24 protein-coding genes are annotated in these 26,412 nt (G+C 73.1%); 17 read left to right on the top strand and 7 right to left on the bottom strand.

Annotated features, from left to right (window positions below):
• Positions 1-4: 4 nt before the first annotated feature.
• Positions 5-973: a phytanoyl-CoA dioxygenase family protein gene (locus tag ACH34T_RS27010; protein ID WP_396023714.1), complete on the bottom strand. Its 969-nt coding sequence runs from the start codon at positions 971-973 to the stop codon at positions 5-7.
• 144 nt (positions 974-1,117) lie between these two features.
• On the opposite strand from ACH34T_RS27010, the gene ACH34T_RS27005 reads away from it, so the two are divergent.
• Entirely contained in the window at positions 1,118-1,840 is a 723-nt protein-coding gene (locus ACH34T_RS27005) for a response regulator transcription factor (protein WP_396023713.1), read from the top strand.
• Complete coding sequence (locus ACH34T_RS27000; protein ID WP_396023712.1) at positions 1,824-3,812, top strand: sensor histidine kinase; 1,989 nt, start codon at positions 1,824-1,826, stop codon at positions 3,810-3,812. Before ACH34T_RS27005 ends, ACH34T_RS27000 begins: the two co-directional genes overlap by 17 nt.
• Before the next feature lie 70 nt (positions 3,813-3,882).
• Here ACH34T_RS27000 and ACH34T_RS26995 read toward each other — a convergent pair whose 3' ends face one another.
• The 3 genes from ACH34T_RS26995 to ACH34T_RS26985 form a co-directional block, all read right to left on the bottom strand.
• A complete protein-coding gene (locus ACH34T_RS26995; RefSeq protein ID WP_396023711.1) occupies positions 3,883-4,785 on the bottom strand; it encodes an HAD family hydrolase in 903 nt (300 codons plus the stop codon).
• Positions 4,786-4,864: 79 nt separating this feature from the next.
• On the bottom strand, positions 4,865-5,053 hold the full coding sequence (locus ACH34T_RS26990; protein WP_396023710.1) for a hypothetical protein: 189 nt from the start codon (positions 5,051-5,053) through the stop codon (positions 4,865-4,867).
• A gap of 235 nt (positions 5,054-5,288) precedes the next feature.
• Positions 5,289-6,008, bottom strand: a complete 720-nt coding sequence (locus ACH34T_RS26985) for a sigma-70 family RNA polymerase sigma factor (protein WP_396023709.1) — start codon at positions 6,006-6,008, stop codon at positions 5,289-5,291.
• Positions 6,009-6,268: 260 nt separating this feature from the next.
• On the opposite strand from ACH34T_RS26985, the gene ACH34T_RS26980 reads away from it, so the two are divergent.
• From ACH34T_RS26980 to ACH34T_RS26945, 8 genes are all read left to right on the top strand, one after another.
• Positions 6,269-7,615 (top strand): putative quinol monooxygenase, encoded by a 1,347-nt coding sequence (locus tag ACH34T_RS26980; protein WP_396023708.1) that lies wholly within the window; start codon positions 6,269-6,271, stop codon positions 7,613-7,615.
• A gap of 7 nt (positions 7,616-7,622) precedes the next feature.
• Positions 7,623-7,880, top strand: a complete 258-nt coding sequence (locus ACH34T_RS26975) for a glutaredoxin family protein (protein ID WP_396023707.1) — start codon at positions 7,623-7,625, stop codon at positions 7,878-7,880.
• A gap of 330 nt (positions 7,881-8,210) precedes the next feature.
• Entirely contained in the window at positions 8,211-8,954 is a 744-nt protein-coding gene (locus ACH34T_RS26970; RefSeq protein ID WP_396023706.1) for a redox-sensing transcriptional repressor Rex, read from the top strand.
• A 97-nt stretch (positions 8,955-9,051) separates the two neighbouring features.
• Entirely contained in the window at positions 9,052-10,788 is a 1,737-nt protein-coding gene (locus ACH34T_RS26965; protein WP_396023705.1) for a glutamyl-tRNA reductase, read from the top strand.
• Entirely contained in the window at positions 10,785-11,741 is a 957-nt protein-coding gene (hemC, locus tag ACH34T_RS26960; RefSeq protein ID WP_396023704.1) for a hydroxymethylbilane synthase, read from the top strand. The genes ACH34T_RS26965 and hemC overlap by 4 nt, the downstream gene beginning before the upstream one ends.
• A gap of 95 nt (positions 11,742-11,836) precedes the next feature.
• A complete protein-coding gene (locus ACH34T_RS26955; RefSeq protein WP_396023703.1) occupies positions 11,837-13,465 on the top strand; it encodes a uroporphyrinogen-III synthase in 1,629 nt (542 codons plus the stop codon).
• Between the two features lie 39 nt (positions 13,466-13,504).
• Positions 13,505-14,488, top strand: coding sequence for a porphobilinogen synthase (hemB, locus tag ACH34T_RS26950; RefSeq protein ID WP_396023702.1), 984 nt, complete (start codon positions 13,505-13,507; stop codon positions 14,486-14,488).
• Positions 14,489-14,681: 193 nt separating this feature from the next.
• Positions 14,682-15,350: a bifunctional DNA primase/polymerase gene (locus tag ACH34T_RS26945; RefSeq protein ID WP_396023701.1), complete on the top strand. Its 669-nt coding sequence runs from the start codon at positions 14,682-14,684 to the stop codon at positions 15,348-15,350.
• A 20-nt stretch (positions 15,351-15,370) separates the two neighbouring features.
• On the opposite strand, the gene ACH34T_RS26940 is transcribed toward ACH34T_RS26945, so the two are convergent.
• On the bottom strand, positions 15,371-17,089 hold the full coding sequence (locus ACH34T_RS26940) for a serine/threonine-protein kinase (protein ID WP_396023700.1): 1,719 nt from the start codon (positions 17,087-17,089) through the stop codon (positions 15,371-15,373).
• A 172-nt stretch (positions 17,090-17,261) separates the two neighbouring features.
• Here ACH34T_RS26940 and hemL point away from each other — a divergent pair, with 172 nt between their 5' ends.
• Entirely contained in the window at positions 17,262-18,563 is a 1,302-nt protein-coding gene (gene hemL, locus ACH34T_RS26935) for a glutamate-1-semialdehyde 2,1-aminomutase (RefSeq protein WP_396023699.1), read from the top strand.
• A gap of 31 nt (positions 18,564-18,594) precedes the next feature.
• On the opposite strand, the gene ACH34T_RS26930 is transcribed toward hemL, so the two are convergent.
• Complete coding sequence (locus ACH34T_RS26930) at positions 18,595-19,470, bottom strand: dihydrodipicolinate synthase family protein (protein ID WP_396023698.1); 876 nt, start codon at positions 19,468-19,470, stop codon at positions 18,595-18,597.
• 8 nt (positions 19,471-19,478) lie between these two features.
• Positions 19,479-20,414 carry an EamA family transporter gene (locus tag ACH34T_RS26925; RefSeq protein WP_396023697.1) on the bottom strand — a complete coding sequence of 312 codons (936 nt, stop codon included), beginning with the start codon at positions 20,412-20,414 and terminating at the stop codon, positions 19,479-19,481.
• Positions 20,415-20,488: 74 nt separating this feature from the next.
• Here ACH34T_RS26925 and ACH34T_RS26920 point away from each other — a divergent pair, with 74 nt between their 5' ends.
• From ACH34T_RS26920 to ccsB, 6 genes are all read left to right on the top strand, one after another.
• Positions 20,489-21,415 (top strand): LysR substrate-binding domain-containing protein, encoded by a 927-nt coding sequence (locus ACH34T_RS26920; RefSeq protein WP_396023696.1) that lies wholly within the window; start codon positions 20,489-20,491, stop codon positions 21,413-21,415.
• A gap of 67 nt (positions 21,416-21,482) precedes the next feature.
• A complete protein-coding gene (locus tag ACH34T_RS26915; RefSeq protein ID WP_396023695.1) occupies positions 21,483-22,121 on the top strand; it encodes a histidine phosphatase family protein in 639 nt (212 codons plus the stop codon).
• 60 nt (positions 22,122-22,181) lie between these two features.
• Positions 22,182-22,769 carry a TlpA family protein disulfide reductase gene (locus tag ACH34T_RS26910; protein WP_396023694.1) on the top strand — a complete coding sequence of 196 codons (588 nt, stop codon included), beginning with the start codon at positions 22,182-22,184 and terminating at the stop codon, positions 22,767-22,769.
• Between the two features lie 43 nt (positions 22,770-22,812).
• Positions 22,813-23,556 (top strand): cytochrome c biogenesis CcdA family protein, encoded by a 744-nt coding sequence (locus ACH34T_RS26905; protein WP_396023693.1) that lies wholly within the window; start codon positions 22,813-22,815, stop codon positions 23,554-23,556.
• 1 nt (position 23,557) lies between these two features.
• On the top strand, positions 23,558-25,360 hold the full coding sequence (locus ACH34T_RS26900; RefSeq protein ID WP_396023692.1) for a cytochrome c biogenesis protein ResB: 1,803 nt from the start codon (positions 23,558-23,560) through the stop codon (positions 25,358-25,360).
• 15 nt (positions 25,361-25,375) lie between these two features.
• Positions 25,376-26,401 carry a c-type cytochrome biogenesis protein CcsB gene (gene ccsB / locus ACH34T_RS26895; protein WP_396023691.1) on the top strand — a complete coding sequence of 342 codons (1,026 nt, stop codon included), beginning with the start codon at positions 25,376-25,378 and terminating at the stop codon, positions 26,399-26,401.
• Positions 26,402-26,412 lie beyond the last annotated feature (11 nt).

Here is a 26,412-nt window from a genome sequence, read left to right as displayed (position 1 = left end):
ACGCTCAGCGCAGGTAGTGGTGGCTGCGGTCGAGCAGTCCGCGGGACTTCAGCTCCGCGCGCAGCGGGATGGCGTCGTCCCACACGCCCGACTCCAGCGTGAAGCCGAAGTGGCTGGCGGCCTCGTCGGCGTCGCCCAGCAACTGGCGGCGCAGCGGCGTCAGCCCCTGCCACCAGTCGCCGTGCCGGTTGACCGCCACGTCGTCGCGCCAGCGGATCCAGCGGTAGGTGTAGCAGAGGAACACCATCTTGCGGGTGACGGCGGACAGGTTCGCCGAGCGCGAGTGCCACAGCCGCCGGTCGAACACGAACGCGTCGCCCGGCCGGGCGGCGATCTCCACGGCGCCCGGCGGGCGGGGGTAGCGGCCGTCCGGTCCGGGCTCGGTGCGCTCCAGGGTGTTGCGGTACTGGCTGCCCGGCACCACCAGCGTGCCGCCGCGGCCCGGCTCGGACAGGTCGGTGAGCACGTAGGCGACCTTGAGGGAGAACATCGGCCGCGGCTCCATGTCCAGGTCGGCGTTCTGCCGGTAGCCGTCCTGGTGCCAGCGCCAGGCGGGCCGCTCGTCGCGGGCGACCGGCGGGTTGACGTCGAGGTGGCTGTGGTGGACGTAGATGTTCCAGCCCAGCTGGCCCCACAGGAACGGGAACGTCGCGGGCAGGTCGAGCAGCTCGGTGAACGCCTCGTCGCGGAACATCGCGCCGAGCACGTGCATCTCGCCGTCCGGGCCGAGCCGTCCGGCCCGTTCCTCGCCCGCGTACACCCGGTCCACCGCCTGCTCGACGCGGGCGCGGAGCGGCTCGTCGAGCGCGCCGCGGACCAGCAGGTAGCCCTGCTCGGCGAAGGTGCGGCGGTCCGCGTCGGTGAGGCGCGCGTACCGGTCGCGGTACGGGCTGGACGCAGGCGCACCGGGCGCGGCAGGCGCGGCGGGCGCGGCGGTCGCGGCGGCGGACGGTGAGGCCGAATCGTGCGGCATGTCGGTGTCCTTCCGGGTGGGAGATCCGGCGGAAGAACACTGAAGCCGATGATCATGAAGATCCGTTGAAGAACTAGCGGAGGAGCGATCATGTCGCGCCGGGGGCCCTCGGATCGGCACGGCCGGGGGCGCTACGGTCGGGTCATGCCTACCGGCTCGCGCATCCTGGTCGCCGAGGACGATCCGAAGCAGGCGCGGCTCGTCCAGGTGTACCTGGAGCAGGCCGGGCACAGCGTGATCGTGGTCGGCGACGGCCGGCGGGCGCTGGAGCAGACCCGCGCCCGCCGCCCCGACCTGCTGGTCCTGGACGTGATGATGCCCGCCGTCGACGGCCTGGACGTGTGCCGCATCCTGCGCGCGGAGTCCCCCGTGCCGATCCTGCTGCTGACCGCCCGCTCCCGAGAGGACGACCTGCTCCTCGGCCTGGACCTGGGCGCCGACGACTACATCACCAAGCCGTACAGCCCGCGGGAGCTGACGGCGCGGGTGCGGGCGCTGCTGCGCCGGGCCGGGGCGCTGCCCGGATCAGGCGGCGGCCCGGCCGGCGGGGAGGCGGTGCTGCGCGTCGGCGAGCTGGAGATCGACCCGAACCGGTTCGAGGTGCGGGTGGCGGGCCGCCGGGTCGAGCTGACCGCCAAGGAGTTCGGGATCGTGCAGATCCTGGCCGCCGAGCCCGCCCGGGTCTTCACCCGCGCGCAGATCCTCACGCTGGCCTTCGGGTTCGACCACCATGTGCTGGAGCGCACCGTGGACGCGCACGTGATGAACCTGCGCCGCAAGATCGAGCCGGACCCGGCCGACCCGGTCTACGTGCAGACGGTGTACGGGCGCGGCTACCGGATCGGCCCCGGTGCGGCGCCCCGGTAACGGCCTGGCGAGGCGGTTCGCCGGTGGCCTGGCGCGGCGGTTCGCCGATGGCCGGGCGGGGCGGCCCGCCGGCCGCCTGGCGCGGTGGCGCGCCGCCGGCGGCCCGGCCTGGCCCGCCCGCGGCCTGGCGCGGCGGCGCCGGGGGCTGGCGGCCGGGCTGCGCCGCTTCCGGGTCAGGGTGTTCGCGCTCATCGTGCTGGTCGCGCTGGTCGCGACCGGGGCGACGGCGTGGCTGACGGTGCGCACCACCACCGCGCAGATCACCGAGTCCGTCGCGGTGGAGGAGCGCACGGCCGACCTGATCCACGCCACCCTGGTCGAGTACGCCGCCCTGCACGGCACGTGGGAGGGCGTCGACCGCGTGGTCATGGGCCTGGGCGAGCGCACCGGGCAGCGGATCCGGCTCAGCACGCTCGACGGGATCGTCGTCGCCGACACCGACATCATGAACGAGCGGATCGCCCGGCCGACGTCCAGCCGTCCGGCGACGATCCTGGACGCGCGGCCGCAGCTGACGGCCGAAGAGGTCTCCCTGTACCTCTCCGACCCGTCCGCGCCGACGAACCTGCCGAACCCGTTCGGGCCGCCGGTGCGGACGTCGCAGGAGCTGGCGGACCTCACCGCCACCGGCCTCGGCAAACTGATCGCCAACCGCCGCGGGCTGCTGCGCCTGGCCGCCTGCCTGACCCGCGGCAGCGTGCCGATCACCCGGCGGTCCCTCTCCGACGGCCACTGGACGGTCGTGCCGTCGACCATCGGCGCCGAGGTCGTGTTCCGCGACTGCGAGGAACGATCCCGGAGCAGCGAGGGCGAGCTGGAAGGCGACCAGCAGGCGCTCCTGGAGTGCGTCCGGACACCGCCGCCGACCGCCGACCCCTCGGGTTCGGCGACCGGCCGCGCCCGGGGCCTCGGCCGCTGCGCCGAGCGCGTCTACGCGGAGCGGCTGGAGCCGATGGCGCCGGTCACGCTGCAGCTCAAGCTCGGTTTCAGCGACGATCGGGCGTCCCGGGTCACCATCGAGCCGCAGCGCGCGCTGGCCGCGGCCGGGCTGGTCGCGGCGTTGATGATCGTCAGCACGGTGCTGCTGAGCCGGCGGATGCTGTCCTCGATCGCGGCGGTCAGCCAGGCCTCGCGGCTGCTGGGCGCCGGCGACCTGTCAGGACGGGTGCGGGTGCGCGGCGACGACGAGATCGCCGACCTGGCCGTCGCGTTCAACCGGATGGCCGACTCGTTGCAGCGCAGCGAGGAGCGCCAACGCCGGATGATCAACGACATCGCGCACGAGCTGCGCACGCCGCTGGCCAACATCCGCGGCTACCTGGAGGCGCTGCACGACGGGGTGCTGCCGCCGGACCGCGAGCTGTTCGCGTCCCTGCACGAGGAGGCGGTGCTGCAGCAGCGCCTGATCGACGATCTCCAGGAGCTGGCGCTGGCCGAGTCGGGCGGACTGGTGCTGCACCGCGTCCGGGTGGACGCCGCCGAACTGCTGGAGACCCTGCACACCGCGCACCGCGCGATCTCCGAGACGGCCGGGGTGGCACTGGCGGTCCGGGTGCCGGACGCGGAGCCGCCGCTGCCGCCGGTCGACGCCGACCCGGACCGGCTGCGGCAGGCGATCGGCAACCTGGTGACCAACGCGGTGCGGGCCACACCGCCGGGCGGCTCGGTGACGCTCGGCGCGCACCGTCCGGACGACCGGCGCAAGGGCGGCACGATCATCACCGTCACCGACACCGGGCACGGCATCGCGCCCGACGACCTGCCCAACGTCTTCGACAGGTTCTGGCGCGCCGACAGCGCCCGCGGCCGCGACACCGGCGGACGCGGGCTCGGGCTGGCCATCGCCCGCGAGATCGTCCTCGCGCACGGCGGGACGCTCACCGCCGAGAGCACCCCCGGAACGGGCTCGACCTTCGCCATCTGGCTCCCCGCCGCCGCCCCGGACTCCGACCCGACCCCCGCCGCAAGCTGAGCGGCCGGGACGCAGGCTGGGCGGCCGGTGGGCTCACGACGGCCCGGCCGGTCGGCGCGGCGAGCGATCGTCAGTTCGCGCGGTAGTGGCGGCGGAGCGCGATGCCGGCCGCGACGCCGCCCGCGAGCGCGCCCGCGCCGGCCGCCGCGGGCAGCGCGATCATCGTCACCCGGCGGCCGGTGCGGAAGTCGTGGATCGGCCAGCCGTTCTCCCTGGCGTGCTCGCGCAGCTCCGCGTCGGGGTTCACCGCGTGCGGGTGCCCGACGGCCGTCAGCATCGGCAGGTCGTTGATCGAATCGCTGTAGGCGGCGCAGCGCGCCAGGTCGAGGCCCTCCCGGTGCGCGAGGGCGCGGACGGCCTCCGCCTTCGCGGGCCCGTGCAGCAGGTTCCCGACGAGCCGTCCGGTGTAGACGCCGTCGCTCGTCTCGGCGACGGTGCCGAGCGCGCCGGTGAGGCCGAGGCGGTGCGCGATCGTCCGGGCGACCTCGACGGGCGTGGCGGTGACGAGCCAGACCTGCTGGCCCGCGTCCAGATGCTGGAGGGCGAGGGTGCGGGTGCCGTGCCAGATCCGGTCGGCCATCACCTCGTCGTAGATCTCCTCGCTCAGCTGGACGATCCCGGCGACCTGCTGCCCCGCGACGAACGCGAGCGCGGCTTCCTTGGCGCTGCCGATGTGCTCGGAGTTCTCCGTCCCGCGCAGCCGGAACGTGGCCTGCCCCCACGCGAACATGGCGAGGTCGCGCATGGTGAACAGCTTGCGCGCGGCGAGCCCGCGCGCGAAGTAGTAGATGGACGCGCCGCGCATCATCGTGTTGTCGACGTCGAAGAACGCCGCCGCGGCGGGATCGGGTTCCGGCAGCGGCTCGGGTTCGGCCGCGGCCGCCGCCGCGGCCTCCCCGGCGCTCACATGATCTTCGTCTCTGCCCCGCCAGAACGGGCGCTGCCAGAACGAGCCCTGCAAGATCTGCCGCATGGGCCGAGCCTAGTGAACACGTTTCATCCTCGGTCGACCGCACCGGCCATGCCCCCCGGACGGGCCGGATGAGATCCGTTCAGTCAACCCCCTCCCCATGACCGTCGCCTCGCCCGTGATTGCGACAGTCCTCACTCCGGTCGCCCGCCGCCGCGACGAGCCGCTCGCGCAGCACGGCACGGAACCGCGGGTCGGGCCCCTGGTCGCTCGCCCGCAGGCGTGCGAGCACGTTCCCTTGTTCGACGATCTTCCCTCGCCTGGTCTTCACCGGCCACTCCTTCGCGGAGTCACAGGCGTGAACGCTCTCCTGCCCGCAAGAACGATCGGGTGGCACGGAGGGTTACGGCCGCGCTCGCAATGGATGATCTCTCCAATAGCCGCCGCGCGTCCGGCGCGCGTCCGGTACGCGGCCGCCGCCTGTCCGGTACGCGCCCGGGCACGCGTCCGGCGGCGGTGTGCGGTGCTCGTCCGGTGGCGGTGTGCGGTGCTCGTGCGCGGGACGGTCAGTGGCGCAGGTCGTCCGGGAGCATGCGGCCCAGCGACCGGACGGCCCGGTACTGCAACGCCTTGATCGCACCCGGCTTCTTGCCCATGACCAGCGCGGTCTCGGCGACCGACAGGCCGTGCAGGAACCGCAGGACGATGCACTCCTGCTGCTCGGACCCCAGCCGCCGGACGGCCTCCAGCAGGGTCCGGTTCGTCATCGAGTCCAGGACGGCCCGCTCGGGCCCCTCCTGGTGCCGGTCCGGCTCAACGAGCTCGGCGGTGCAGACCTCCAGCCGGTAGCGGCTGGACTTGAAGTGGTCGGCGACCAGGTTCCGCGCGATGGTGACGAGCCAGGCCCCGAAGTCCTTGCCCTGCCAGTGGAAGTCGCAGATCCGGCGCAGCGCGCGCAGGAACGTCTCGCTGGTCAGGTCCTCGGTGAGCGAGTGCGTCCCGACCCGGTAGTAGACGTACCGGTAGACCAGCTCCACGTAGTGGTCGTAGAGGGAGCCGAACGCCTCGGCGTCGCCGTCGCGCGCCCGCAGCACGAGCGCCTTGAGGATCTCCGCGCGGTCGGCGTCCGGGTCGGCGACGCGGTCGTTGACGGCGCGGTCGGGGGCGGTGCGATCGGGGACGGTGCGGTCGGCGACACGTCCGCCGACGGAGCCGAGAGAGCCGAAGCTCCCTCGTGGGGGCCGGGGGAGCGGGAGGACCCCGGCGTCGAGGGTCAGGCTGCTCATGCAGTTCTCCTCGGGGCTTACGCGACCTCCGGCGTGATTTGCCACTCTAGATACCGATAGGTACCAGAGGCAATGGCGCACGCGACGCACAATGGCGTACGGAAGCCAGTGGCGAATTCAAGCCACCCGCGAACGCCGGCCACCTGCACGTTCAGGCCACTCGCAGGCGCCCGCCACGCGCGGACACGGGCGTGTTGGCGAGCGCGTTCGCCCGGAGGCGGTTACCCTTCCGCCGCCGCAATCGGGCACCATGGGGCGCGATGGTCGATGCTCTCCTCGCGCTGGTGGCGACCCTTGGTGCCTTAGTGGCCACCGGGTTGCTGATCTCGCGCGCTCACAAGGACCGGCTGCTCTACCTCATCGCCTGGTCGTTCACCCAGGTGGGGCTGTCGCTCGCGCTGCTGTCCATGGGCGTCGGCTTCCTGGCCGGGTTCAACGGCGTGCTGTTCCGCGTCATGGAGCTCGGCGCCGCGCTCATCGGGCCGATCTGGCTCGCGCTCGGCATGATCGAGCTGATCGCGCGGTACGTGCAGGTGCGGTTCGCCGCCTGGCTGTTCGCGATCTCCTACACGGTCGTCGCGACCGTCATCCTCGTCCTCGACCCGCTCAAGGGCTCGCTGTCCAAGAGCCTGCCGAAGCCGGGCGACACCTACGACGCGCTGCCCCTGCTGCTGATCGACGGCGCGCACGTCGTCGGGGTGATCGCGCTCGTGGCGTGCACGGGGGTCACCGCGTGGCTGGCGAGCAAGCGCGACCAGGAGGCCGCCGAGCTGCTGATCCCGGTCGCGCTGGTCGCGCTCGCGGGCGTGCTGGTGCTCAGCGGCACCCGCGGGTTCCTGCCCGCGCCGCTCGCGGTGATCGCGCTCGGCGCCGCGGCCGGGCTCGTCTGGTACGGCGCCATGCGCACGATCCCGGTGTACGAGGACGAGGACGGCTACGAGGGCTACGAGGGCAGGGACGAGTACGGAGACGACTACCGAGAGGAACCCGTGACCGGCTACGAGGAGCAGGGCTACACGCACGGGCGGCACGAGCCCGTCCCGGCGCCGACGCCGCCTCCGGGCCCGAGGCGGGGGGAACTGCGGTTCCCCGACCCGGTCCCGTCCGCTCCACCCGCTCCGCCGGTACCGGCCGCGCCGGCCGAGGACCTGCGCTTCCCGGCGGAGAACCCGGCCGGGCCCACCGCCGTCGACGGCGTCGGCGCCGCGGGCGGGCTCGTCCCCGAGCAGGCGCGCCCCGCCGGGCTGCCGAAGAGCGGGCTGGGCGGCCGGCTCGCCGGCGCGTGCGGCCAGATCACCGTCTACACGCTGCTGGACGGCCGCGAGGCCGCCTTCGACCGGCTCGCCACCGACCTCGTGAAGGCCGCGCTGGCGGCCGAGCCCGACACGGTGATCTTCGCCTGCCACGAGGTGGTGGGCGCCCCCACGCAGCGGATCTTCTACCAGCTGTTCCGGGACGAGGCGGCGTTCGCCGCGCACCGCGGGCAGGCGCACCTGCGGCGGTTCCTGGCGGACTCCCGCACCCACGTACTGGCCACCAACGTGATCGAGCTGCGGCTCGGCCCGGCCAAGGTGCCGCTGCCGGCGCCGGAGTTCCCCGGGAGGTGACGCCGGGATGGCGGACGTGACGATCACCCTGCTCGGCAAGCCCGGCTGCCACCTGTGCGACGACGCCCGCGCGGTGATCGAACGGGTCGCCCGCGAGCTGGACGTCCGGTGGGAGGAGCGCGACATCACGCAGTCGGAGCGGGACACCGAGCAGTACTGGGAGCAGATCCCCGTCACGCTGATCAACGGCGTCCAGCACGACTTCTGGCGCGTCGACGAGACCCGCCTCCGCACCGCGATCAGTGCCCTGCGCACCCCCTCCTAACCACCGCCCGCCCTGCCGTTCGGCGCCTGCCATACCCCTCTGACCTGGTCGCGGGGTGTCTGGTCGGTCACATTCGGTCGGCGTCCCGCGGGTGCGGCGGAGCCGCGAGGCCCTGCTGGACGGCCCTTTCACGACCATGCCGCCCACCGGCGGTGAAGGCGTTGACGGGGGGTCAACTTTGTGCGCGTGTTCACAAAGGCATAATCTGATGGACGGCCCTGGGGCGGTCAGGCCACGGCCGTGAGGCCGTCACCTGGCCGTGCGAGCCCGGGCCGGGGGCGTTCGCCCGTTCGCCCCCTCGTCCCCAGCGTCGAGCCCGAAGAGCAGGCCGTGACACCTCGACAGAACCGCCAACGCGACCGCGCGGGACGCGGCATCCCCGAAGCCACAGTGGCGCGGTTGCCGGTGTACCTGCGGGCCCTCACCGGGCTGCAGGAGCGCGGCGTCGCGACCGTGTCGTCGGAGGAGCTCGCCGCGGCCGCCGGCGTCAACTCGGCCAAGCTCCGGAAGGATCTTTCCCACCTGGGCTCGTACGGCACGCGCGGCGTGGGGTACGAGGTGGAATACCTCGTCTACCAGATCTCCCGGGAACTCGGGCTGACGCAAGACTGGGTCGTCGCGATCATCGGTGTGGGTAACCTGGGCCGTGCGCTGGCCGGCTACGGCGGATTCGCGTCGCGCGGCTTCCGCGTGGCGGGCCTGCTCGACGCGGACGACTCCATCGTCGGCCAGGAGATCGCCGGCATGACGGTGCAGCACATCGACCGGCTGGAGGACATCATCGCGGGCCACGGCGTCTCCATCGCCGTGATCGCGACCCCCGCGGGCGCGGCCCAGGGGGTCTGCGATCGCGTCGTGGCCGCGGGCGTGACGAGCGTCCTGAACTTCGCGCCGGTCGTGCTCTCGGTCCCCGACGGCGTCGACGTGCGCAAGGTCGACCTGTCCATCGAGCTGCAGATCCTCGCGTTCCACGAGCAGCGCAAGGCCGGCGGGCCCGACGGCCTCGCCTCCCTGGCCGCCGGCGACGCGCCGCCGGGCGCGAAGCAGTACGTGGAGACGGTCGTCGAAGCATGAGACGAGCGGACATGACGTCAGACACCGCGCGGTCGCACACGGCGCGGGCGGCGCATCCTGGAGACGCGGGAGACGTGGGAGACACGGGAGGCAGGGCGTGAGCATTCTGGTCGTGGGGCTCAGTCACCGGAGCGCGCCCGTGGCCGTCCTGGAGCGGGCGGCGGTGGCCGGGGACGACCTGGTGAAGCTGCTGCACGCCGTCCACGACTCCGCGAACGTCGCCGAGGCCGCGATCGTCTCGACGTGCAACCGGGTCGAGATCTACACGGTGGTCGACAAGTTCCACGGCGGCGTCTCGGCGGTGTCCGAGCTGCTGGCCCTGCACTCCGGCGTCCCGCTGGACGAGCTGTCGCGGCACCTGTACGTGCACTACGAGGAGCGGGCCGTCCAGCACGTGTTCGCGGTGGCGTGCGGGCTGGAGTCGATGGTCGTCGGCGAGGGGCAGATCCTCGGGCAGCTCCGGCAGGCGTTCCGCGCCGCGCAGGACGAGGGCACGCTCGGCCGCGAGCTGCACGACGTTCTGCAGCAGTCGCTGCGCGTCGGCAAGCGCGCCCACCACGAGACGGGCATCGACAAGGCGGGCGCCTCGCTGGTCAGCGTCGGGCTGGACGTCGCCGCCCGGCATCTCGGCCCGCTGGACGGCGTCCGCGCGCTGGTCGTCGGCGCCGGTTCGATGAGCTCGCTCGCGGCGGCGACGCTGAGCCGCGCCGGGGCGCGCGAGATCGTGGTCGCGAACCGCACCCGCGAGCGGGCGGAGCGGCTGACCGCCTCGCTGGACGCGCCGTCCCGCGCGATCGACCTGTCCGCGGTCGACCCGGCGGTCGCCGCGGCCGACCTGGTGGTGTCCTGCACCGGGGCGACCGGGCTGGTGCTGACGGCGGCGCGGCTTGAGACGCAGGGCGTCGGCTCCGACGGCCGGAACCGGTTCTTCCTCGACCTGGCGCTGCCGCACGACGTCGAGCGGACCGTCGGCGACCTGCCGGGCGTCGCGCTCGCCGGGCTGGACGATCTGCGGAAGGCGGAGGAGGCCGCGCACGCCATCGGCCCGCAGGCGGTCGAGGCCGTCCGGCGCATCGTCTGCGACGAGGTGGGAGCGTTCCTCGGCGCCGCCCGCGCCGCCGCGGTCGCGCCGACGGTCGTCGCGCTGCGCAGCAAGGCCGCGGACGTCGTGGAGGCCGAGCTGACCCGGCTCGCCGGACGGGTGCCCGAGATGGACGACCGGGCCCGCAAGGAGATCGAGCAGACCGTCCGCCGCGTGGTGGACAAGCTGCTCCACGCGCCGACCGTCCGGGTCAAGGAGCTGGCGTCGGCGCCGGGCGGCGACTCCTACGCCGACGCGCTGCGCGAGCTGTTCGACCTGGACCCGAAGGCCCCGGAGGCGGTGGCCCGCGCCGACCTGCGCGACGCCGGCCCGCATGACGCCGGCCCGCATGACGCCGACCTGCGCGACGCCGGTCCGCGCGACGCCGGTCCGCGCGACGCCGGTCCGCGTGCCGGGGAAGCGGCGGGCGAGCGGCCCGGCTCCGCCCGTACGGTGGACCCGGAATGCGCCGAGGCCGACTGCGTGAGCACCATGCCCGCGCTGGACGGCCTGAGCGCCCACGGCATGCGCCCCCACGACGTGAGCACGCGGAACCTGAGCACACAGGACGTGAGCACGCAGAGCCTGAACGCGCAGGGCCTGAACGCGCAGGGCCTGAGCACGCGGAACTTGAGTACGGAAGGCCCGGACGCGCAGGATCTGCGCGCGGAGACGGTGAACGCGCAGGCTGCGAACGTCCGGGCGGTGAGCGCCCGCGACACCGTCGCCGGGCGCGAAGGAGACGAGGGATGAACGGGGAAGCAGGCGGGGGAGCGACCGGGGAGCCGGGCGCGGCGGGCGGGCGTCCGCTGCGGCTCGGCACCCGCAAGAGCCTGATGGCGATGACCCAGTCGCGGCAGGTCGCCGACGCGTTGACGCGGCTGACCGGGCATGCCGTCGAGCTGGTCGGGGTAACCACGCAGGGTGATGTGTCCAAGGCCCTGCTCGCCCAGATCGGCGGGACGGGAGTCTTCGTCAACGCCCTCCGCGACAAGATCCTGTCCGGTGAGGTGGACTTCGCCGTGCACTCGCTGAAGGACCTGCCGACGTCCGCGGCGCCGGGGATCGCGATCGCCGCGACCCCGTACCGCGACGACCCGCGCGACGCCCTGTGCGGCCCCGCGAAGCTCGCAGACCTGCGGCGCGGGGCGCGCATCGGGACCGGCTCGCCGCGCCGGGTCGCGCAGCTGCGCGCGATGCGTCCCGACCTGGAGATCGTCCCGATCCGCGGCAACGCCGACACCCGGCTCCGCAAGGTCGCGGACGGCGAGCTGGACGCCGTCGTCCTCGCGCACGCGGGCCTGAAGCGGATCGACCGCCTCGACGCGGTCGCCGAGGTCTTCGACCCCAGCCAGATGCTGCCCGCGCCCGGGCAGGGCGCGCTCGCGCTCGAATGCCGCGCCGGCCGGGACGACCTCCGCGCCCTGCTTGGAACGGTCGACGACACCGCGACCAGGCAGGCCGTCACGGCGGAGCGGACGGTCCTGGCGGTGCTGGAGGCGGGTTGCTCCGCGCCCGTGGGGACGTACGCTGCCGAAGTAGATGAAAAGCTCCATCTGACGGCGACCGTCGTGGCGTACGACGGAACCCGGCAGGTGAGGCTGTCCGCAAGCGGCCACCCGGATGCCGCCGAACAGCTGGGACGCGATCTCGCGGACCGGCTGCTCGCGCAGGGGGCCGACCAGTTGATGGGGGAGCGCGATTGAGCCCCGCCGCGAAGAGCAGCACCGCAGAAGGCACAACGAGCACCGCGAGAAGCAGGAGCGCTGCGAAAAGCACGAAGAGCGCAGCGGAAAGCGCGATGAGCGCAGAAGGCACGGAAGGTGCGGAAGGTGCGGAAGGCACGGACGGCGCAGCGAGCGACTCGGCGTACGAGGCGGCCCGGCCGGGCGGCGTCGTGATCGTCGGGATGGGTCCCGGCGACCCCGGCCTGCTGACGCTCCGCGCCGCCGCCGAGCTGGAGCGCGCCGACACGGTCATCGTGAACCGGGCGCTCTGCCCGCCGGAGATCCTGTCCCACTGCCGTCCGGACGTGGAGATCGTCGACTCGGCGGACGGCGACCCCGTCAAGATCGCCGCGCGGGCCGCGAAGGCGGGACGCCGCGTCGCGCGCCTGCTGTGGGGCGATCCGGGGCTGGCGTGCGGCCTGGCCGCCGAGGGCGGCGCCCTGGCGAAGGCCGGGGTCCCGTTCGAGGTGGTGCCGGGCGTGTCCGCCGTGACCGGGGTGCCCGGGTACGCGGGCATCCCGCTGACCGATCCCCAGACCCGCGAGGTCAGGTTCGTGGACGCGTCCGAGGGCGGCGTCGACTGGGACCGGTTCGCCGCCCCGGACGCCACCCTCGTGATCATCGGCGCGGAGGGCGCGGTGGCGGAGGTCTGCAAGGGCCTCGTCGCCGCCGGGCGTCCCGACTCGACCCCCGCCGCGATGACGAGCCTCGGCACGACCACCGAGCAGGAGACCGTCGTGTCGACGCTGCAGAAGCTGGCGTCCGACACCAAGGGCATGGAGGCGCCCGCGCTGATCGTCGTCGGCGACGTGGTCGGCTGGCGCGACGAGTTGTCCTGGTTCGAGACGAAGCCGCTGTTCGGGTGGCGCGTCCTGGTGCCGCGGACGAAGGAGCAGGCCGCGTCGCTGTCGGAGCAGCTGCGCGGGTACGGCGCCGTCCCGGACGAGGTCCCGACGATCTCCGTCGAGCCGCCGCGCACCCCGCAGCAGATGGAGCGCGCCGTCAAGGGCCTCGTCACCGGACGGTACGAGTGGGTGGTGTTCACGTCCACCAACGCGGTCAAGGCCGTCCGGGAGAAGTTCGTCGACTACGGGCTCGACGCCCGCGCGTTCGCCGGGCTGAAGGTCGCCGCGGTCGGCGAGCAGACCGCCGCCGCGCTCGTCGAGTTCGGCATCCAGCCCGATCTGGTGCCGTCCGGTGAGCAGTCCGGCGAGGGCCTCGCACGTGAGTGGCCGCCCTACGACGAGGACCTCGACCCCATCAACCGGGTGCTGCTGCCGCGCGCCGACATCGCGACGGACGTGCTCATCGCCCGGCTGACCGAGCTGGGCTGGGAATGCGAGGACGTGACCGCCTACCGGACGGTCCGCGCCGCGCCGCCGCCCGAGCCGATCCGCAACGCGATCAAGGGCGGCGGGTTCGACGCGGTGCTGTTCACGTCGTCGTCCACGGTGAAGAACCTGATCGGGATCGCCGGGAAGCCGCACAAGGTGACGGTCATCGCGGTGATCGGCCCGCAGACGGCGAAGACGGCCGAGGAGTACGGGCTGCGCGTCGACGTCATGGCGGACAAACCGTCCGTCTCCGCCCTCGCGGAGGCCCTCGCCGAGTACGGTGCGAGGTGGCGGACGTCCAGGGCCGAGGCGGGGGAGCCGCCGCGCAAGCCCAGCCAGATGCGCCGCGGCGCCCGCCGCCGCAAGTGACGCGGTCGCGGTAGCGCCTCACCTCACGGGAGAAGGATCATGTCTGCTCAGTTTCCGGTGGCGCGGCCGCGCCGGCTGCGGCGCACGCCCGCGCTGCGCCGGATGGTGGCCGAGACGCGGCTCGCCCCCGCCGACCTGGTGCTGCCGATGTTCGTCAAGGAGGGCATCGCCGAGCCGCAGGCCGTCTCGTCCATGCCGGGCGTCTTCCAGCACACCCGCGACAGCCTCCGCAAGGCGGCGCACGACGCGGTCGAGGCCGGCGTCGGCGGGCTCATACTGTTCGGCATCCCGGCGGTCAAGGACGGGACCGGCTCCGGCGCCGACGACCCGGACGGGATCGTCCAGCTCGCGCTGCGCGACCTGAACGCCGACCTCGGCGACGCGACCGTGATCATGACGGACCTGTGCCTGGACGAGTACACCGACCACGGGCACTGCGGCGTCCTCACCGCGTCCGGCGAGATCGACAACGACGCGACGCTGGAGCGGTACGCGTCCATCGCGGTCGCGCAGGCGGAGGCGGGCACGGCGGTCGTCGGCCCGAGCGGCATGATGGACGGCCAGGTCGCCGCGATCCGCACCGCGCTGGACGGCGCCGGCCACCCCGACATCCCGATCCTGTCCTACGCGGTGAAGTACGCGTCGGCGTACTACGGCCCGTTCCGCGAGGCCGCCGAGTGCGCGCCGCAGTTCGGCGACCGCTCCACCCACCAGCAGGACCCGGCGAACGCCGAGGAGGCGCTCCGCGAGGTGCTCCTCGACCTCGACGAGGGCGCCGACATGGTCATGGTGAAGCCGGCGGGGGCGTACCTCGACATCGTCCGCCGCGTCCGCGACACGGTGGACGTCCCCGTCGTCGCCTACCAGGTGAGCGGCGAGTACGCGATGATCGAGGCCGCGGGCGAGAAGGGCTGGATCGACCGGGACCGGACGATCATGGAGTCGCTGCTGTCGATCCGCCGCGCCGGCGCCGACATCGTCCTCACCTACTGGGCCGCCGAAGTCGCCCGCCGGTTGTCCTGACGTCCCGCCGGTTGCCCTGACGTCTCGCAGGCTGGCCTGACGTCTCGTCGACTGGCCTGACGTCCCGGCGGTCCGGGACGCCTCATAGTCACTTGGGGTCGTTTTCCAGGGGTTGCCGTGTGCGCGGTTTCGCGCGCCGGGCATCATCGTTAACCAGGAACCCACGTTCGACCTTGGGGTATTGGGGGCGGAGATGCTGGCGGTCTCGGGGAACAGACGGCTGAAAGCGGCACGCGACCGGATGGCCTCGGCGGCGCGGGAGTACGCCGCCCTCGGCTGGCCCTGCTTCCCCGGCGCGCATCCCCCGAACGCGGGCGACCGCAAGGGCGGCGGCGGTGACCGAGCGTGTTCGTGCGACCGGATCGGCTGTCCCGACCCGGGCGCGCATCCGGTGTCGGCGGCCTGGGCGCACCAGGCCAGCGTGGACGCCGACGTCATCGGACGCTGGTGGGCCGAACGCCCGAAGGCCAACATCATCCTGCCGACCGGCCGCGTCTTCGACGTGTTCGACGTCCCCGCCGCCGCGGGCACGGCGGCGCTCGACCGGATCGCCCGCGACGGGCTGCCCGTCGGCCCGGTCGCGTCGGTCGGCGGCGACCGGAGCCTGTTCTTCGTCGCGACCCGCGGCGCGCCCGTCGACGAGGACGAATGGTGGTCCTGCCATCTCGACTGCTCCCCCGAGGACGTCGAGGAGACGCCCGGCATGCGGTGGCACTGCCGCGACAGCTATGTGGTCGCGCCGCCGTCCGTCCTGCCGTCCGGGCGCGAGGCGGGGTGGGTGCGGCCGCCGTCCAGCGACCCGCTTCCCGACCCGCTGCGGCTCCTCGAAGTCCTCGCCGACAGCTGCGGCCTCGCCAGCTGATCACAGGGCCAGGGCCAGGGTCAGCGGGACGGCGGGGCCTGGATGGCGGGCTTGCGGCCCCACTTGGTGTAGGAGCCGCGCATGGTCTGGTTGCGGCCGTTCGCCGGACCCGCGCGGACCCAGAACTTGACCGGACGGAAGCCCGCGTCGAGCTTGATCGCGAACGCGATCTGCTGGACGCCGGTGGCCCGGGCCATCCGCGCGTACATGGGCCCGACGCCGGGGGCCTGCGCCAGCGCCTCCGCGGGCGCCGTCCCCTCGTAGATCGCGCCGGTCCTGGTGAGCTTCGTCGCCGACCGCAGCAGCGCCGTCAGGTTCGCGACCGAGCTGCCCGAGCGCACCTGGTCCGCCGCCGCGGGATAGCCGCGCCCGCTCAGCGGCGACGACCGCCACTGCTTGCCGACGCGCACGTAGAACCGGTCGTCGACGATCACCGCGCGGACCGGCTTGCGGGCCGATCCGGCCCCCGCCAGCGTCAGCGTGTACGACGGCAGCGCGCCGGACGGCCGTCCGCCGGGCGCGAGGCCGAGCGTCCCCCTGCCGCTCGCGGGGAAGCCGCAGCAGCCCGTCTGCTTGTAGCTGAACAGGGCGCCCGGCGCCTGCGCGACGGCCCGGTCGATCCGCGCGACGAGCGCCTTCGGGTCGACGCCACCGGCCGGCGGGGTCGGCTGCGGGCTGCTGCTCTGCGCGGTCGTCGGCTCGGCGGGCTGCTTCTTGTCGTCCTTCAGCAGCGTCGCGGCGCTCGCCCCGGCGCCCGCGACGACGAGGACGGCGACCGCGGCGAGGACCCAGCGCGTCCGGGAGCCGCCCCCTCCCGGCTGCTTGGCCGCGACGACGGGGTTGCGTCCGCTGCTGCGGGCCGGCTTCGGCTTCGGCGGCTCGGGTTGCAGGGCGGCCTGCGCGGCCAGTTCGGTGAGTCGGCCGCGGCCCTGCGCCTCCCAGGACGGCCCGTACGCCGACACGGCCGCCTCTTCCAGGGCGGCGAGGTAGTCGGCGGCCGTCGCGGGACGGTGCTCCGGGCTCTTCGCGAGGCCCTGGTGGATGAGGTCGCGCAGCGGCCCGGGAACCTCGTCGGCGGGGATCGCCGCCTCCCGGTGCTGGCGCGCCATGTTCCGTCCGGCGAACGGCGGGCGTCCGGTGAGGCACTCGTAGAAGACGGCGGTGGCGGCGTACAGGTCGGTGGCGACGGTGGCGGGCGCGCCGTCCCACAGCTCGGGCGCCGCGTACGCCGGGCCGGACTGCGCCTCGGTCCCGGGGGGCGACGTCGCGAAGTCGGTGAGCCGCGCGTTGCCGTCGACGTCGATCATGATGTTCGCCGGGCGCAGCGCGCCGTGCACGGGCACGCCGTGCTCGTGCGCCGACGCGAGCCCGAGCAGCGTCCCGCCGAGCATGGACAGGGCCGCGAGCGGGCCGGCGGGCCCCTGCGCGGCGAGGACGCGCCGCAGGCTGACGCCCTCCACGCACTGCATCACGATCGCGGCGCCGTCCGGGGTCTCCACGAAGTCGTACAGGTCGACGACGTTGGGGTCCTCCAGCTGGGACAGGCTGCGCGCGGCCGCGCGGAACCGCGCCAGGAACGCCTCGTCGGCGAGCAGCGCGCCGCCGAGGTACTTGATCGCGACCTTCGTGCTGGTCAGGTCGTCGACCGCCAGCACCACCCGGCCCGCGGCGCCGTCACCCAGCTGCCGCTCGTGGGTGAAGCCCGGGACCGTCCAGCCGTTGAGCACGGTGAAAGCCATCCCTCCGATACGCCCTGTCCCGGTGAGCCGGCCGGGTGGTCAAGGGGCGCCGTGAGACCGCGGGCGAAGATCGCGGGCGGAGACAGGCGCCGATGTCGTACTTGGTGGAATATCGGCCCGTACCGGGCGAGGTCAAGGCTAGTTCCCGAACTGCAACTGAGAGACTGAATTGATGACTGGTACCGATCATTCCCAGGACTTGTTCGACCGGGCCTCCCGGGTGGTGCCCGGCGGGGTGAACTCGCCGGTGCGGGCGTTCGGCGCCGTCGGCGGGACGCCCCGCTTCATGGCGTCCGCGCGCGGCCCCTATCTGACGGACGTCGACGGCAACGAGTACGTCGACCTGGTGTGCTCGTGGGGCCCGCTGATCCTCGGGCACGCCCATCCGGCCGTCGTGGAGGCGGTGCGGGACGCGGCGGGCCGCGGCACGTCCTACGGCGCGCCGACGTCCGGCGAGGTGGAGCTGGCCGAGGAGATCGTCTCCCGGACGCCGGCGGAGAAGGTCCGGCTCGTCAACTCGGGGACCGAGGCGACGATGTCGGCGATCCGGCTGGCGCGCGGCTTCACCGGACGCACCAAGATCGTGAAGTTCGCGGGCTGCTACCACGGGCACGTCGACGCGCTGCTCGCCGCGGCGGGCTCCGGGGTCGCCACGTTCGGCCTGCCCGACACGCCCGGCGTGACGGGCGCGACCACCGGCGACACGCTGATCCTCACCTACAACGACGTCGCGGCCGTGGAGACGGTGTTCGACGAGCACGGCACCGACATCGCCTGCGTCATCACCGAGGCCGTGCCGTGCAACATGGGCGTGGTGCCGCCGCTGCCGGGCTTCAACGCGCTGCTGAAGCGGCTCTGCGAGCGGTACGGCGCGCTGCTGGTGCTGGACGAGGTGCTCACCGGGTTCCGCGCGTCCCCGTCCGGCTGGTACGGGATCGAGGGCGTGCCGGGCGACCTGATGACGTTCGGGAAGGTGATGGGCGGCGGGCTGCCCGCGGCCGCGTTCGGCGGGCGCGCCGACGTCATGGACCAGCTCGCCCCCGCCGGTCCCGTCTACCAGGCGGGCACGCTGTCGGGGAACCCGCTGGCCACCGCCGCCGGACTGGCGACGCTCCGGCACGCGACCGCTGACGTGTACGCGGCGGTCGACCGCGCGGCGGGGACCGTGTCGAAGGCCGCGTCGGCGGAGCTGGCGCGGGCGGGCGTCCCGCACTCCATGCAGAACGCCGGGAGCCTCTTCTCGGTCTTCTTCACCGACGGGAAGGTCGGCGATTTCGCCGCCGCGCAGCGGCAGCACGCCAAGGCCTACGCCGCGTTCTTCCACGCCATGCTGGAGCGCGGCGTGTACCTGCCGCCGTCCGCGTACGAGGTGTGGTTCCTGTCGGCGGCGCACGACGAGGAGGCGCTCGGACGCGTCCTGGACGCCCTCCCGCACGCCGCCCGCGCCGCCGCCCAGGCGTCGTCGTCGTCCTAGGGCCCGCGATCTAGAGGGCCCTGAACGCGATCTAGAGGGTCCTGAACGCCTTCAGCGCCGCGGCGACCGGCTCGGGACGCGGTGCGTGCAGCGGAGCGCGCACCGCGGGCTCGTCGATCAGCCCTTCCTCGGCCAGGCACGCCTTCAGCACGCTCGGGGACGGCTCGCTGAACAGCGCGTCCGCCATGGGAAGCAGCGCGTTGTGCGTCGCGAGCGCGCGCGGGGCGTTGCCGTCGCGCACAGCGGCTGCCATAGCGGCGTACCCGGCGGGCGCGAGGCAGGCGGACGCGGCGACGCCCCCGGACGCGCCGAGCTGGAGCATCGGATAGAGGTACATGTCGTCCCCGCACAGAATCGCCTTACCCGTACGGGCGGCGAGCACGGCCAGGGTGTCGTGGTCGACGGCGCCCGCGCACTGCTTGACACCGGCGACGCAGTCGAGCGCGAGGATCTCCAGGAGCGTGGCGGCCGACAGGTTCTTCCCCGTCCGGTACGGGACGTTGTACGCGACGAGCGGCACGTCCACGGCGGCGCCGATGGCGGCGAAGTGGTCGACGACGCCCTCGTCCGACGGGCGCAGGTAGTACGGGACGACGACGAGCAGCGCGTCGGCGAGCGGCGCCCGTTCGCGGGCCTGGCGGATCGAGTCCTCGGTGCCGACCGTCCCGGCGCCGACGATCAGCGGCGCGCCGTGCTCGATCGAGACGGCGCGGCACACCTCCAGGACGGTCCGCTGCTCGGCGGGGCTCAGCATGGCGGCCTCGCCGGTCGTGCCCAGTGCGACCAGGCCGTCCGCGCCGTTGTCCAGGCAGTGGACGGCGAGCCGTTCGAGCGACTTGGCGTCCACCTCGCCGGAGCGGGTGAACGGCGTCACGAGCGACGCGTGGATTCCGTGCACGGTTCTCACTTCGGTTCTCACCTCGTTTCGACGGGTTCGGGTTCGGGTTCGCTGGGCGGCGCGACGGCGATCTCGACGCGCGGCCGCGGGCGGACGCTGCCCGCCGCGACCCCCGCGATGATCAACGCGGCGCCGGCGAGCCGGACGGCGTCCACGTGCTCGCCGAGCAGCAGGCCCGCCGAGAGAAGCCCGAACGGCGGGACGAGCAGCGAGTACATCGCGACCGTGCTGGCCTCGTAGCGGCGCATCAGCCATCCCCACACGCCGAACCCGAACAGCGTGGAGATGTAGGCGATGTACGCCATCGAGCCGAGCCCGGCCAGGGAGAGATCGCGGGCCGCGTCCGGCACGGCGCCGGGCCCCTCGAAGATCAGCGACAGGGCGAGGAGCGGGAGCGGCGGCACCAGCGACACCCACACCATGAACCCGAACGGCTCGATCGGCCCGTCGGCGGCCTGGTTCATCCGGCGCATGCCGATGTTCGCGAGCCCCCAGCTCGCCGCGGCCAGGAGGCAGACGAGGAACGCGCCGACCGGGCTGCCGCCCTCGGACTGCGCCACGCCGAGCAGCGTGACCCCGCCGAACGCGACGGCCATCCCCGCGACCTGCCGGACGCCGAGCCGCTCGCGCAGCAGCAGCCCCGCGAACAGCGCCGTGAAGATCGCCTGGACCTGGAGGACGACCGACGCCAGCCCCGCGGGCATGCCCATGTCCATGCCGAGGAACAGCAGCCCGAACTGCCCCACGCCGAGCGGAACGCCGACCAGCACGAGCCACCGCGCCGGAACCGGCGGCCGCCGCACGAAGAACACCGCGGGCACCGCCGCGAGGACGAACCGCAGCGCCGCCATCAGCAGCGGCGAGACGTCGTCCAGCGCCCGGTGGATCGGGACGAAGTTGAAGCCCCACAACGCGGCGATCAGCGTCGCCAGCAGGACGTGGCGCGATCTCATGCCCCGATCGTCAAGGAAACACTCGCTTTAGGACAAGCGAGAACTTCTTGACACATCGCTTTAGTATTACTTACATGCTTGATCTCGAACGGCTGCGCGCCCTGCACTCCGTCGCGACGTACGGCTCGGTCAGCGCCGCCGCCGACGTCCTGCACGTCACCACGTCGGCGGTGTCCCAGCAGCTCGCCAAGCTGGAGCGGGAGACCGGCCAGAAGCTGCTCGAACGCAACGGCCGGGGCGTCCGGCTCACCGACGCCGCCGAGCTGCTCGTCGCGCACGCCGAGCGGATCCTGTCGCTCGTCGAGCAGGCCCAGGCCGACCTGGAGGCGCACCGCGGCTCCGTCGTCGGGCAGCTCACCGTCGCCGCCTTCCCCACCGGGATCCGCGGGCTGATGCCCGCCGCGCTGCGCGCCCTCCGCGCCGACCATCCCGACCTGCGCGTCAAGCTCCTCGAAGAGGACCCGCTGCGCAGCATGCCGCTCGTCTCGCGCGGCGACTTCGACATGGCCGTCGTCCAGGACTGGAACAACGAGCCGCTGCCGCTGCCCGAGGGCCTGCACAAGGGCGTCATCTGCCACGACGTCGCCGACGTGGCGCTGCCGTCCACCCACCCGCTCGCCGGGCGCGACACCATCGACCTCAAGGAGCTCGCCGGCGACCCGTGGATCAGCTCGTCGCCCGACAGCATCTGCTGCGACTGGCTCCTGCGGACGCTCCGCGCCGTCGACAGCGAGCCCAGCATCGACCACATGGCCTACGAGTTCGCCACGCAGCTCTCCCTCGTCGCCGTCGGGCTCGGCAACGCGATCCTGCCCCGGCTCGGCCGCTGCGACGTCCCGCCGGGGGTGGCGATCGTCCCGCTGAGGGCGCCGCTGTCCCGCCGCGTGTACGCGGTCTGGCGCGAGGAGGCCGCCCGGCGTCCCGCCATCCGCGCCGCGATCACGGCACTGCGCGCCGCCGTCCCCGCCGACATCCCTGCCGTCGCCGCCATCTCCCCCTGACGCCCGCGCGCCCAACGGCATGGCCGGTGGACGGAAGCGCGAGGCCGCGTGGGTAACCTGGCGTGCGATGACCGAGAAGACGACCGTTCACCTGTTGCGGCACGGTGAGGTGCACAATCCCGACGGGATCCTCTACGGGCGGCTGCCCGGCTACCGCCTCAGCGAGGACGGCGTCCTCATGGCGAAGGCGGTCGCCAAATGGTTCGCCGACCGGGACGTGACCGCCATCCTCTCCTCGCCGATGCAGCGGGCGCTGGAGACGGCCGCGCCGCTGGCCGACGCGTTCGACCTGCCCGTGACGGTGGACGATCGGCTGATCGAGGCCGGCAACCATTTCGAGGGTCTGACGTTCGGGGCCGGGGCCGGGTCGCTGCGCCGTCCCGAGCACTGGCGGCACCTGGTCAACCCGTTCAAGCCGTCCTGGGGAGAGCCCTACGCGGACCTCGCCGCCCGGATGCGCGCGGCCGTGATCAGGGCGCGCGAGGCGGCGAAGGGCCACGAGGCCGTCTGCGTCAGCCACCAGCTGCCGATCTGGGTGCTGCGCCTGCACGCCGAGCGCCGCCGCCTCTGGCACCACCCGAAGCGGCGAGAGTGCGGCCTGGCCAGCCTGACGAGCCTGACGTTCGCGGGCAGCCGGCTGGTGGAGGTCGCCTACTGCGAGCCCGCGGCGGGAATCGCGAAGGGGCCCAGTGTCGCGGGAGCCTGACCGCACCGCTAGGTTGTGTACTACGTCTTGTAGTAGCTCGCCCTGATATAGGAGGGTCCGTTGAGCCCCCGAGTCTCCCCTCCGCGCGCCGCCGCCGCTGCCGTCGCGCTCTGCGGGCTGCTGGCCGGGTGCGCCGGGACGAGCGCCTCGGAGAACGGGCAGGGCGACGACACGCGCTTCGTCTCCGGCAACGGGAACGTGACGGAGTACAAGCCTGCCGACCGCAAGAGCGTCCAGGACGTCACCGGCGAGCACCTGGACGGCAAACCGTTCAAGCTCGCCGACCTCAGGGGCAAGGCCGTCGTCGTCAACTTCTGGGCGTCGTGGTGCGCGCCGTGCCGCGGCGAGGCGCCGTCCCTCCAGCACGTGTACGACGAGAACAAGGCCAAGGGCGTCGCGTTCCTCGGCGTCAACTTCAAGGACTCCAAGGCGAACGCGGAGGCGTTCGAGCGCAAGTTCAAGGTCACCTACCCGAGCCTGTTCGACGCGGACGGGCAGGTCACGCTGGCGTTCCGGGAGGTCCCGCCGAGCGCGATCCCGAGCACGCTCGTCCTCGACCGGCAGGGCCGCGTCGCCGCCCGGATCATCGGCGCGACGACGTACTCCAAGCTGAACCCGCTGGTCGCCAAGGTCCTCGCGGAGACGTGAGCCGACGGGCGCCGGTGAGCGCCGGAGGGATGAGCACCCAGGCATGAGCACGGTCAGCGATACGGTCGTCAGCGGGTCGCTGGTGGCGGCGGCGCCGCTGGCGGCGCTGGCCGGGCTCGTCTCGTTCGCGTCGCCGTGCGTGCTGCCGCTCGTCCCCGGCTACCTGTCGTACGTGACGGGCATGACCGGCGCCGACCTCGCCGACCAGCGGCGCGGACGGCTCCTCGCGGGCGCAATGCTGTTCATCGCCGGGTTCAGCGTCGTGTTCGTCAGCTACGGCGTGATCTTCGGCGGGCTCGGCCGGTGGCTGCTGGAGTACCAGGACACGATCACCCGCGTCCTCGGCGCCGTCACGATCGTGTTCGGCCTCGCGTTCATGGGCTTCATCCCAGGGTTGCAGCGGACGCTGAAGTCCGGCCGGCTGCCCGCCGCGGGGCTCGCGGGCGCGCCGCTGCTCGGCGTCCTGTTCGGGCTCGGCTGGACGCCCTGCATCGGCCCGACGCTCGGCGCGGTGCAGGGCCTCGCGATCACCGAGGCGAGCGCCGGACGGGGCGCGCTGCTGTCCCTGGCGTACTGTGTGGGGCTCGGCCTGCCGTTCGTGGTCACCGCGATCGCCTACCGCCGGGCGCTCGGCGCGTTCGGCGCCGTGAAGCGCCACTACCCCCTGGTCATGCGGACCGGCGGGGGCATGCTCGTCCTCATCGGGGTGCTGCTGGTCAGCGGCCTGTGGGGCGACCTGACCATCGAGCTGAGATCGTGGATCAGCGGCTACGAACCGGTTATTTGAGATGACTGACACCAAGCACGACGTCAAGAAATCAGGGCACGACGTCAAGGAATCGGACCCCGAGTCGGGCACGCAGGCGCCCGCCGCGCGGCAGCCACCGGAGGAGGTGCCGCGCCCCAAGGGCATCGGCCCGGTCGGCTGGCTGCGCTGGGGCTGGCGGCAGCTCACCACGATGCGCACCGCGCTGATCCTGCTGTTCCTGGTGGCGCTCGGCGCGGTCCCCGGGTCGATCCTGCCGCAGCGGGGCCAGGCGCCCGAGAAGGTCGCGGCCTACCTGGACGACCACAAAACGCTCGGCCCGTGGCTCGACAGGGCCTCGATGTTCGACGTGTTCGCCGCGCCCTGGTTCGCGGCGATCTACATCCTGCTGTTCGTCTCGCTGGCCGGGTGCGTCGTCCCGCGCGCGGTGAAGCACTACCGGTCGATGCGGGCCCGTCCGCCCGCGGCGCCCCGGAACCTCGGACGGCTGCCGCAGTCCGCGACCTACGAAACGGACACGTCCCCGGACGACGTCCTGGCCGAGGCCCGCAAGGTCCTGCGCGGACGGCGGTTCCGGGTGGACGTGTCCGGCGGCGCGGCGTCCGCCGAGAAGGGCTATCTCGGCGAGACGGGCAACCTGCTGTTCCACCTGGCGCTGCTGGCGCTGCTGTTCGCGCTCGGCCTCGGGAACCTGTTCGGCTACCGCGGGGACGTCCTGCTCATGGAGGGCAAGACGTTCGCGAACTCGCTGAACCAGTACGACCAGTTCGCACCGGGGCGCGCGTTCGACGACGGCGAGCTGGCCCCGTTCACCGTCAGCCTGGACGACTTCAAGGCCGAGTACGAGACCAAGGGCGACAAGCGCGGCCAGGCCACCGAGTTCAACGCCAAGATCCGCTACCGCGCCGCGCCCGACGGCGACGACAAGCGGCACGACCTGCAGATCAACCATCCGCTGAAGGTCGGCGGTGCAAAGGTGTACCTGCTGGGCCACGGGTACGCGCCGAAGTTCACCGTCCGGGACGCCAAGGGCAACGTCGCCTTCCAGGACACGGTGCCTTTCCTGGAGATGGAGCCGCAGAACCTGACGTCCGAGGGCGTCATCAAGGCCCCCGACGCCGAGCCGGACCAGCTCGCCTTCTACGCGATCCTGTGGCCCACGGCCATGGCCAGCGAGGACGGCAAGCAGATCGTCTCCGCGTTCCCGGCGCCGCTCCGTCCCGTCGTCACGATCTCGTCGTTCAAGGGCGACATCGGCCTGGACTCCGGCTCCCCGCAGTCGGTGTACAAGCTGGAGGGCATCGGCAAGACACTCCAGCCGGTCAAGGACGGACAGAAACTGCTGGAGCCGGGGGAGACCTTCACGCTGCCCGGCGGCGCCGGCTCGATCACGTTCGACGGCCTCAAGGAGTACGCGACCCTGTCGGTCAACCACGACCCGGGACGCATCCCCGCCCTGGTCGCGGCCATCCTGGCGGTGCTGGGCGTGGCGACGTCGTTCATGGTCAGGCGGCGCAGGGTGTGGGTCCGTGCGAGCGCCGGAACGGGCGGGCGTACGGTGGTCGAGGTCGGCGGCCTCACGCTGGGGAACGCGACCTCGGAGTTCGACGACATCGTGACCGCCCTGCGCGGCCCGGAGCAGCGCCCCGGCCCCGCCGAGCCGGACGGCCCCGCCGAGCCGGACGGCCCCGAGCCAGACGATCCCGCCGCACCGGACGGGGCAGCCGAGCCGGAAGACCCGGAAGACCCGGAAGACCCGGAAGACCCGGCCGAGCCGGACGAACCCGACGAGCCGGATGGCCCGGCGACCGAATCGAAGGAGTGACGAGGTGAGCACCAGGTGAGCAACGCCGACCTCGCGAACCTGAGCGACAAGCTCATGCTGACCACCGTAGTGATGTACATCATCGCGCTGGTCGCCTACGCCGCCGACATGGGCTTCGGTCGCCGCGGCGCCGCGACCGCCGCGGAGGCCAAGGCATCGGAGGCCAAGGCGGCGGTGTCGGAGAAGGCCGCCGCCAAGGTGCTGGTGGGCGCCGGCGGCGCCGCGGACGTCGACGACGACGCGCCCGCCAAGGCCGCCGCCGCGACCGACGACGACGTCGACGAAGAGCGCCCCCAGGTCGACTGGCCGCGCCTCGCGATCCTGCTGAACGTGCTGGGCGTGGGCGCGCACCTCGGCGTCCTGGTGACCCGCGGGCTGTCCGCGAACCGGTGGCCGTGGGGCAACATGTACGAGTTCCTCACCGCCATCTCGTTCGCCGCCGTCGCCGCGTTCATCGTCGTGATGTTCCGGTACAAGGCCCGCTTCCTCGGCGCGCCCGTCATGTTCGCCGCCGTCATCGCGCTCGGCGTGGCGAACATCTGGCTGTACGACTCGGTGGGGCCGGTCACCCCGGCGCTCAACTCGTACTGGATCGCCATCCACGTGAGCGCCGCGATCACCGCGACCGGGGCGTTCACCGTCGCCGGCGCGGCCACGATCCTCTACTTCCTGAAGCTGCGCGTGGAGGCCCGCGGGCCGAAGACCGACGACCACGGTTTCCTGGCGCGCGTCCCGTCCACGGAGAGCCTCGACCGGCTCGCGATGCGGGTCACGATGTTCGCGTTCCCGATCTGGACGGCCGCGATCATCATGGGCGCGATCTGGGCCGACCAGGCGTGGGGCCGCTACTGGGGCTGGGACCCGAAGGAGATCTGGTCCTTCGTCACCTGGATCATCTACGCCGCCTACCTGCACGCCCGCTCGACGGCCGGCTGGAAGGGCCGCAAGGCGGCGTTCCTCTCGCTGCTGGCGTTCGCCGCGCTGCTGTTCAACTTCTTCGGCGTCAACTACATGTTCTCCGGCTTGCACTCCTACGCCTGAGAAGAATTCCG

Origin of the sequence: Actinomadura sp. 9N215, assembly GCF_044326345.1 — a bacterium.
In the GTDB taxonomy this organism is placed as follows: Bacteria; Actinomycetota; Actinomycetes; order Streptosporangiales; family Streptosporangiaceae; genus Spirillospora.
The sequence above is the reverse complement of the archived record's forward strand: the minus strand, read 5'-3'. Positions and strand labels throughout refer to the sequence as shown.

Excerpts from the sequence above, each read along its gene's own strand:
- ACH34T_RS26920 (WP_396023696.1), top strand. The coding sequence starts at position 20,489 with ATGCTTGATCTCGAACGGCTGCGCGCCCTGCACTCCGTCGCGACGTAC.
- hemC (WP_396023704.1), top strand. The coding sequence starts at position 10,785 with ATGAACGGGGAAGCAGGCGGGGGAGCGACCGGGGAGCCGGGCGCGGCG.
- ACH34T_RS27010 (WP_396023714.1), bottom strand. The coding sequence starts at position 973 with ATGCCGCACGATTCGGCCTCACCGTCCGCCGCCGCGACCGCCGCGCCC.
- ACH34T_RS26915 (WP_396023695.1), top strand. The coding sequence starts at position 21,483 with ATGACCGAGAAGACGACCGTTCACCTGTTGCGGCACGGTGAGGTGCAC.
- ACH34T_RS26995 (WP_396023711.1), bottom strand. The coding sequence starts at position 4,785 with ATGCGGCAGATCTTGCAGGGCTCGTTCTGGCAGCGCCCGTTCTGGCGG.
- ACH34T_RS26945 (WP_396023701.1), top strand. The coding sequence starts at position 14,682 with ATGCTGGCGGTCTCGGGGAACAGACGGCTGAAAGCGGCACGCGACCGG.
- ACH34T_RS26980 (WP_396023708.1), top strand. The coding sequence starts at position 6,269 with ATGGTCGATGCTCTCCTCGCGCTGGTGGCGACCCTTGGTGCCTTAGTG.
- ACH34T_RS26955 (WP_396023703.1), top strand. The coding sequence starts at position 11,837 with ATGAGCGCAGAAGGCACGGAAGGTGCGGAAGGTGCGGAAGGCACGGAC.
- ACH34T_RS27005 (WP_396023713.1), top strand. The coding sequence starts at position 1,118 with ATGCCTACCGGCTCGCGCATCCTGGTCGCCGAGGACGATCCGAAGCAG.
- ACH34T_RS26925 (WP_396023697.1), bottom strand. The coding sequence starts at position 20,414 with ATGAGATCGCGCCACGTCCTGCTGGCGACGCTGATCGCCGCGTTGTGG.
- ACH34T_RS26905 (WP_396023693.1), top strand. The coding sequence starts at position 22,813 with ATGAGCACGGTCAGCGATACGGTCGTCAGCGGGTCGCTGGTGGCGGCG.
- hemL (WP_396023699.1), top strand. The coding sequence starts at position 17,262 with ATGACTGGTACCGATCATTCCCAGGACTTGTTCGACCGGGCCTCCCGG.
- ACH34T_RS26900 (WP_396023692.1), top strand. The coding sequence starts at position 23,558 with ATGACTGACACCAAGCACGACGTCAAGAAATCAGGGCACGACGTCAAG.
- ACH34T_RS26985 (WP_396023709.1), bottom strand. The coding sequence starts at position 6,008 with ATGAGCAGCCTGACCCTCGACGCCGGGGTCCTCCCGCTCCCCCGGCCC.
- ACH34T_RS26940 (WP_396023700.1), bottom strand. The coding sequence starts at position 17,089 with ATGGCTTTCACCGTGCTCAACGGCTGGACGGTCCCGGGCTTCACCCAC.
- ACH34T_RS26975 (WP_396023707.1), top strand. The coding sequence starts at position 7,623 with ATGGCGGACGTGACGATCACCCTGCTCGGCAAGCCCGGCTGCCACCTG.
- hemB (WP_396023702.1), top strand. The coding sequence starts at position 13,505 with ATGTCTGCTCAGTTTCCGGTGGCGCGGCCGCGCCGGCTGCGGCGCACG.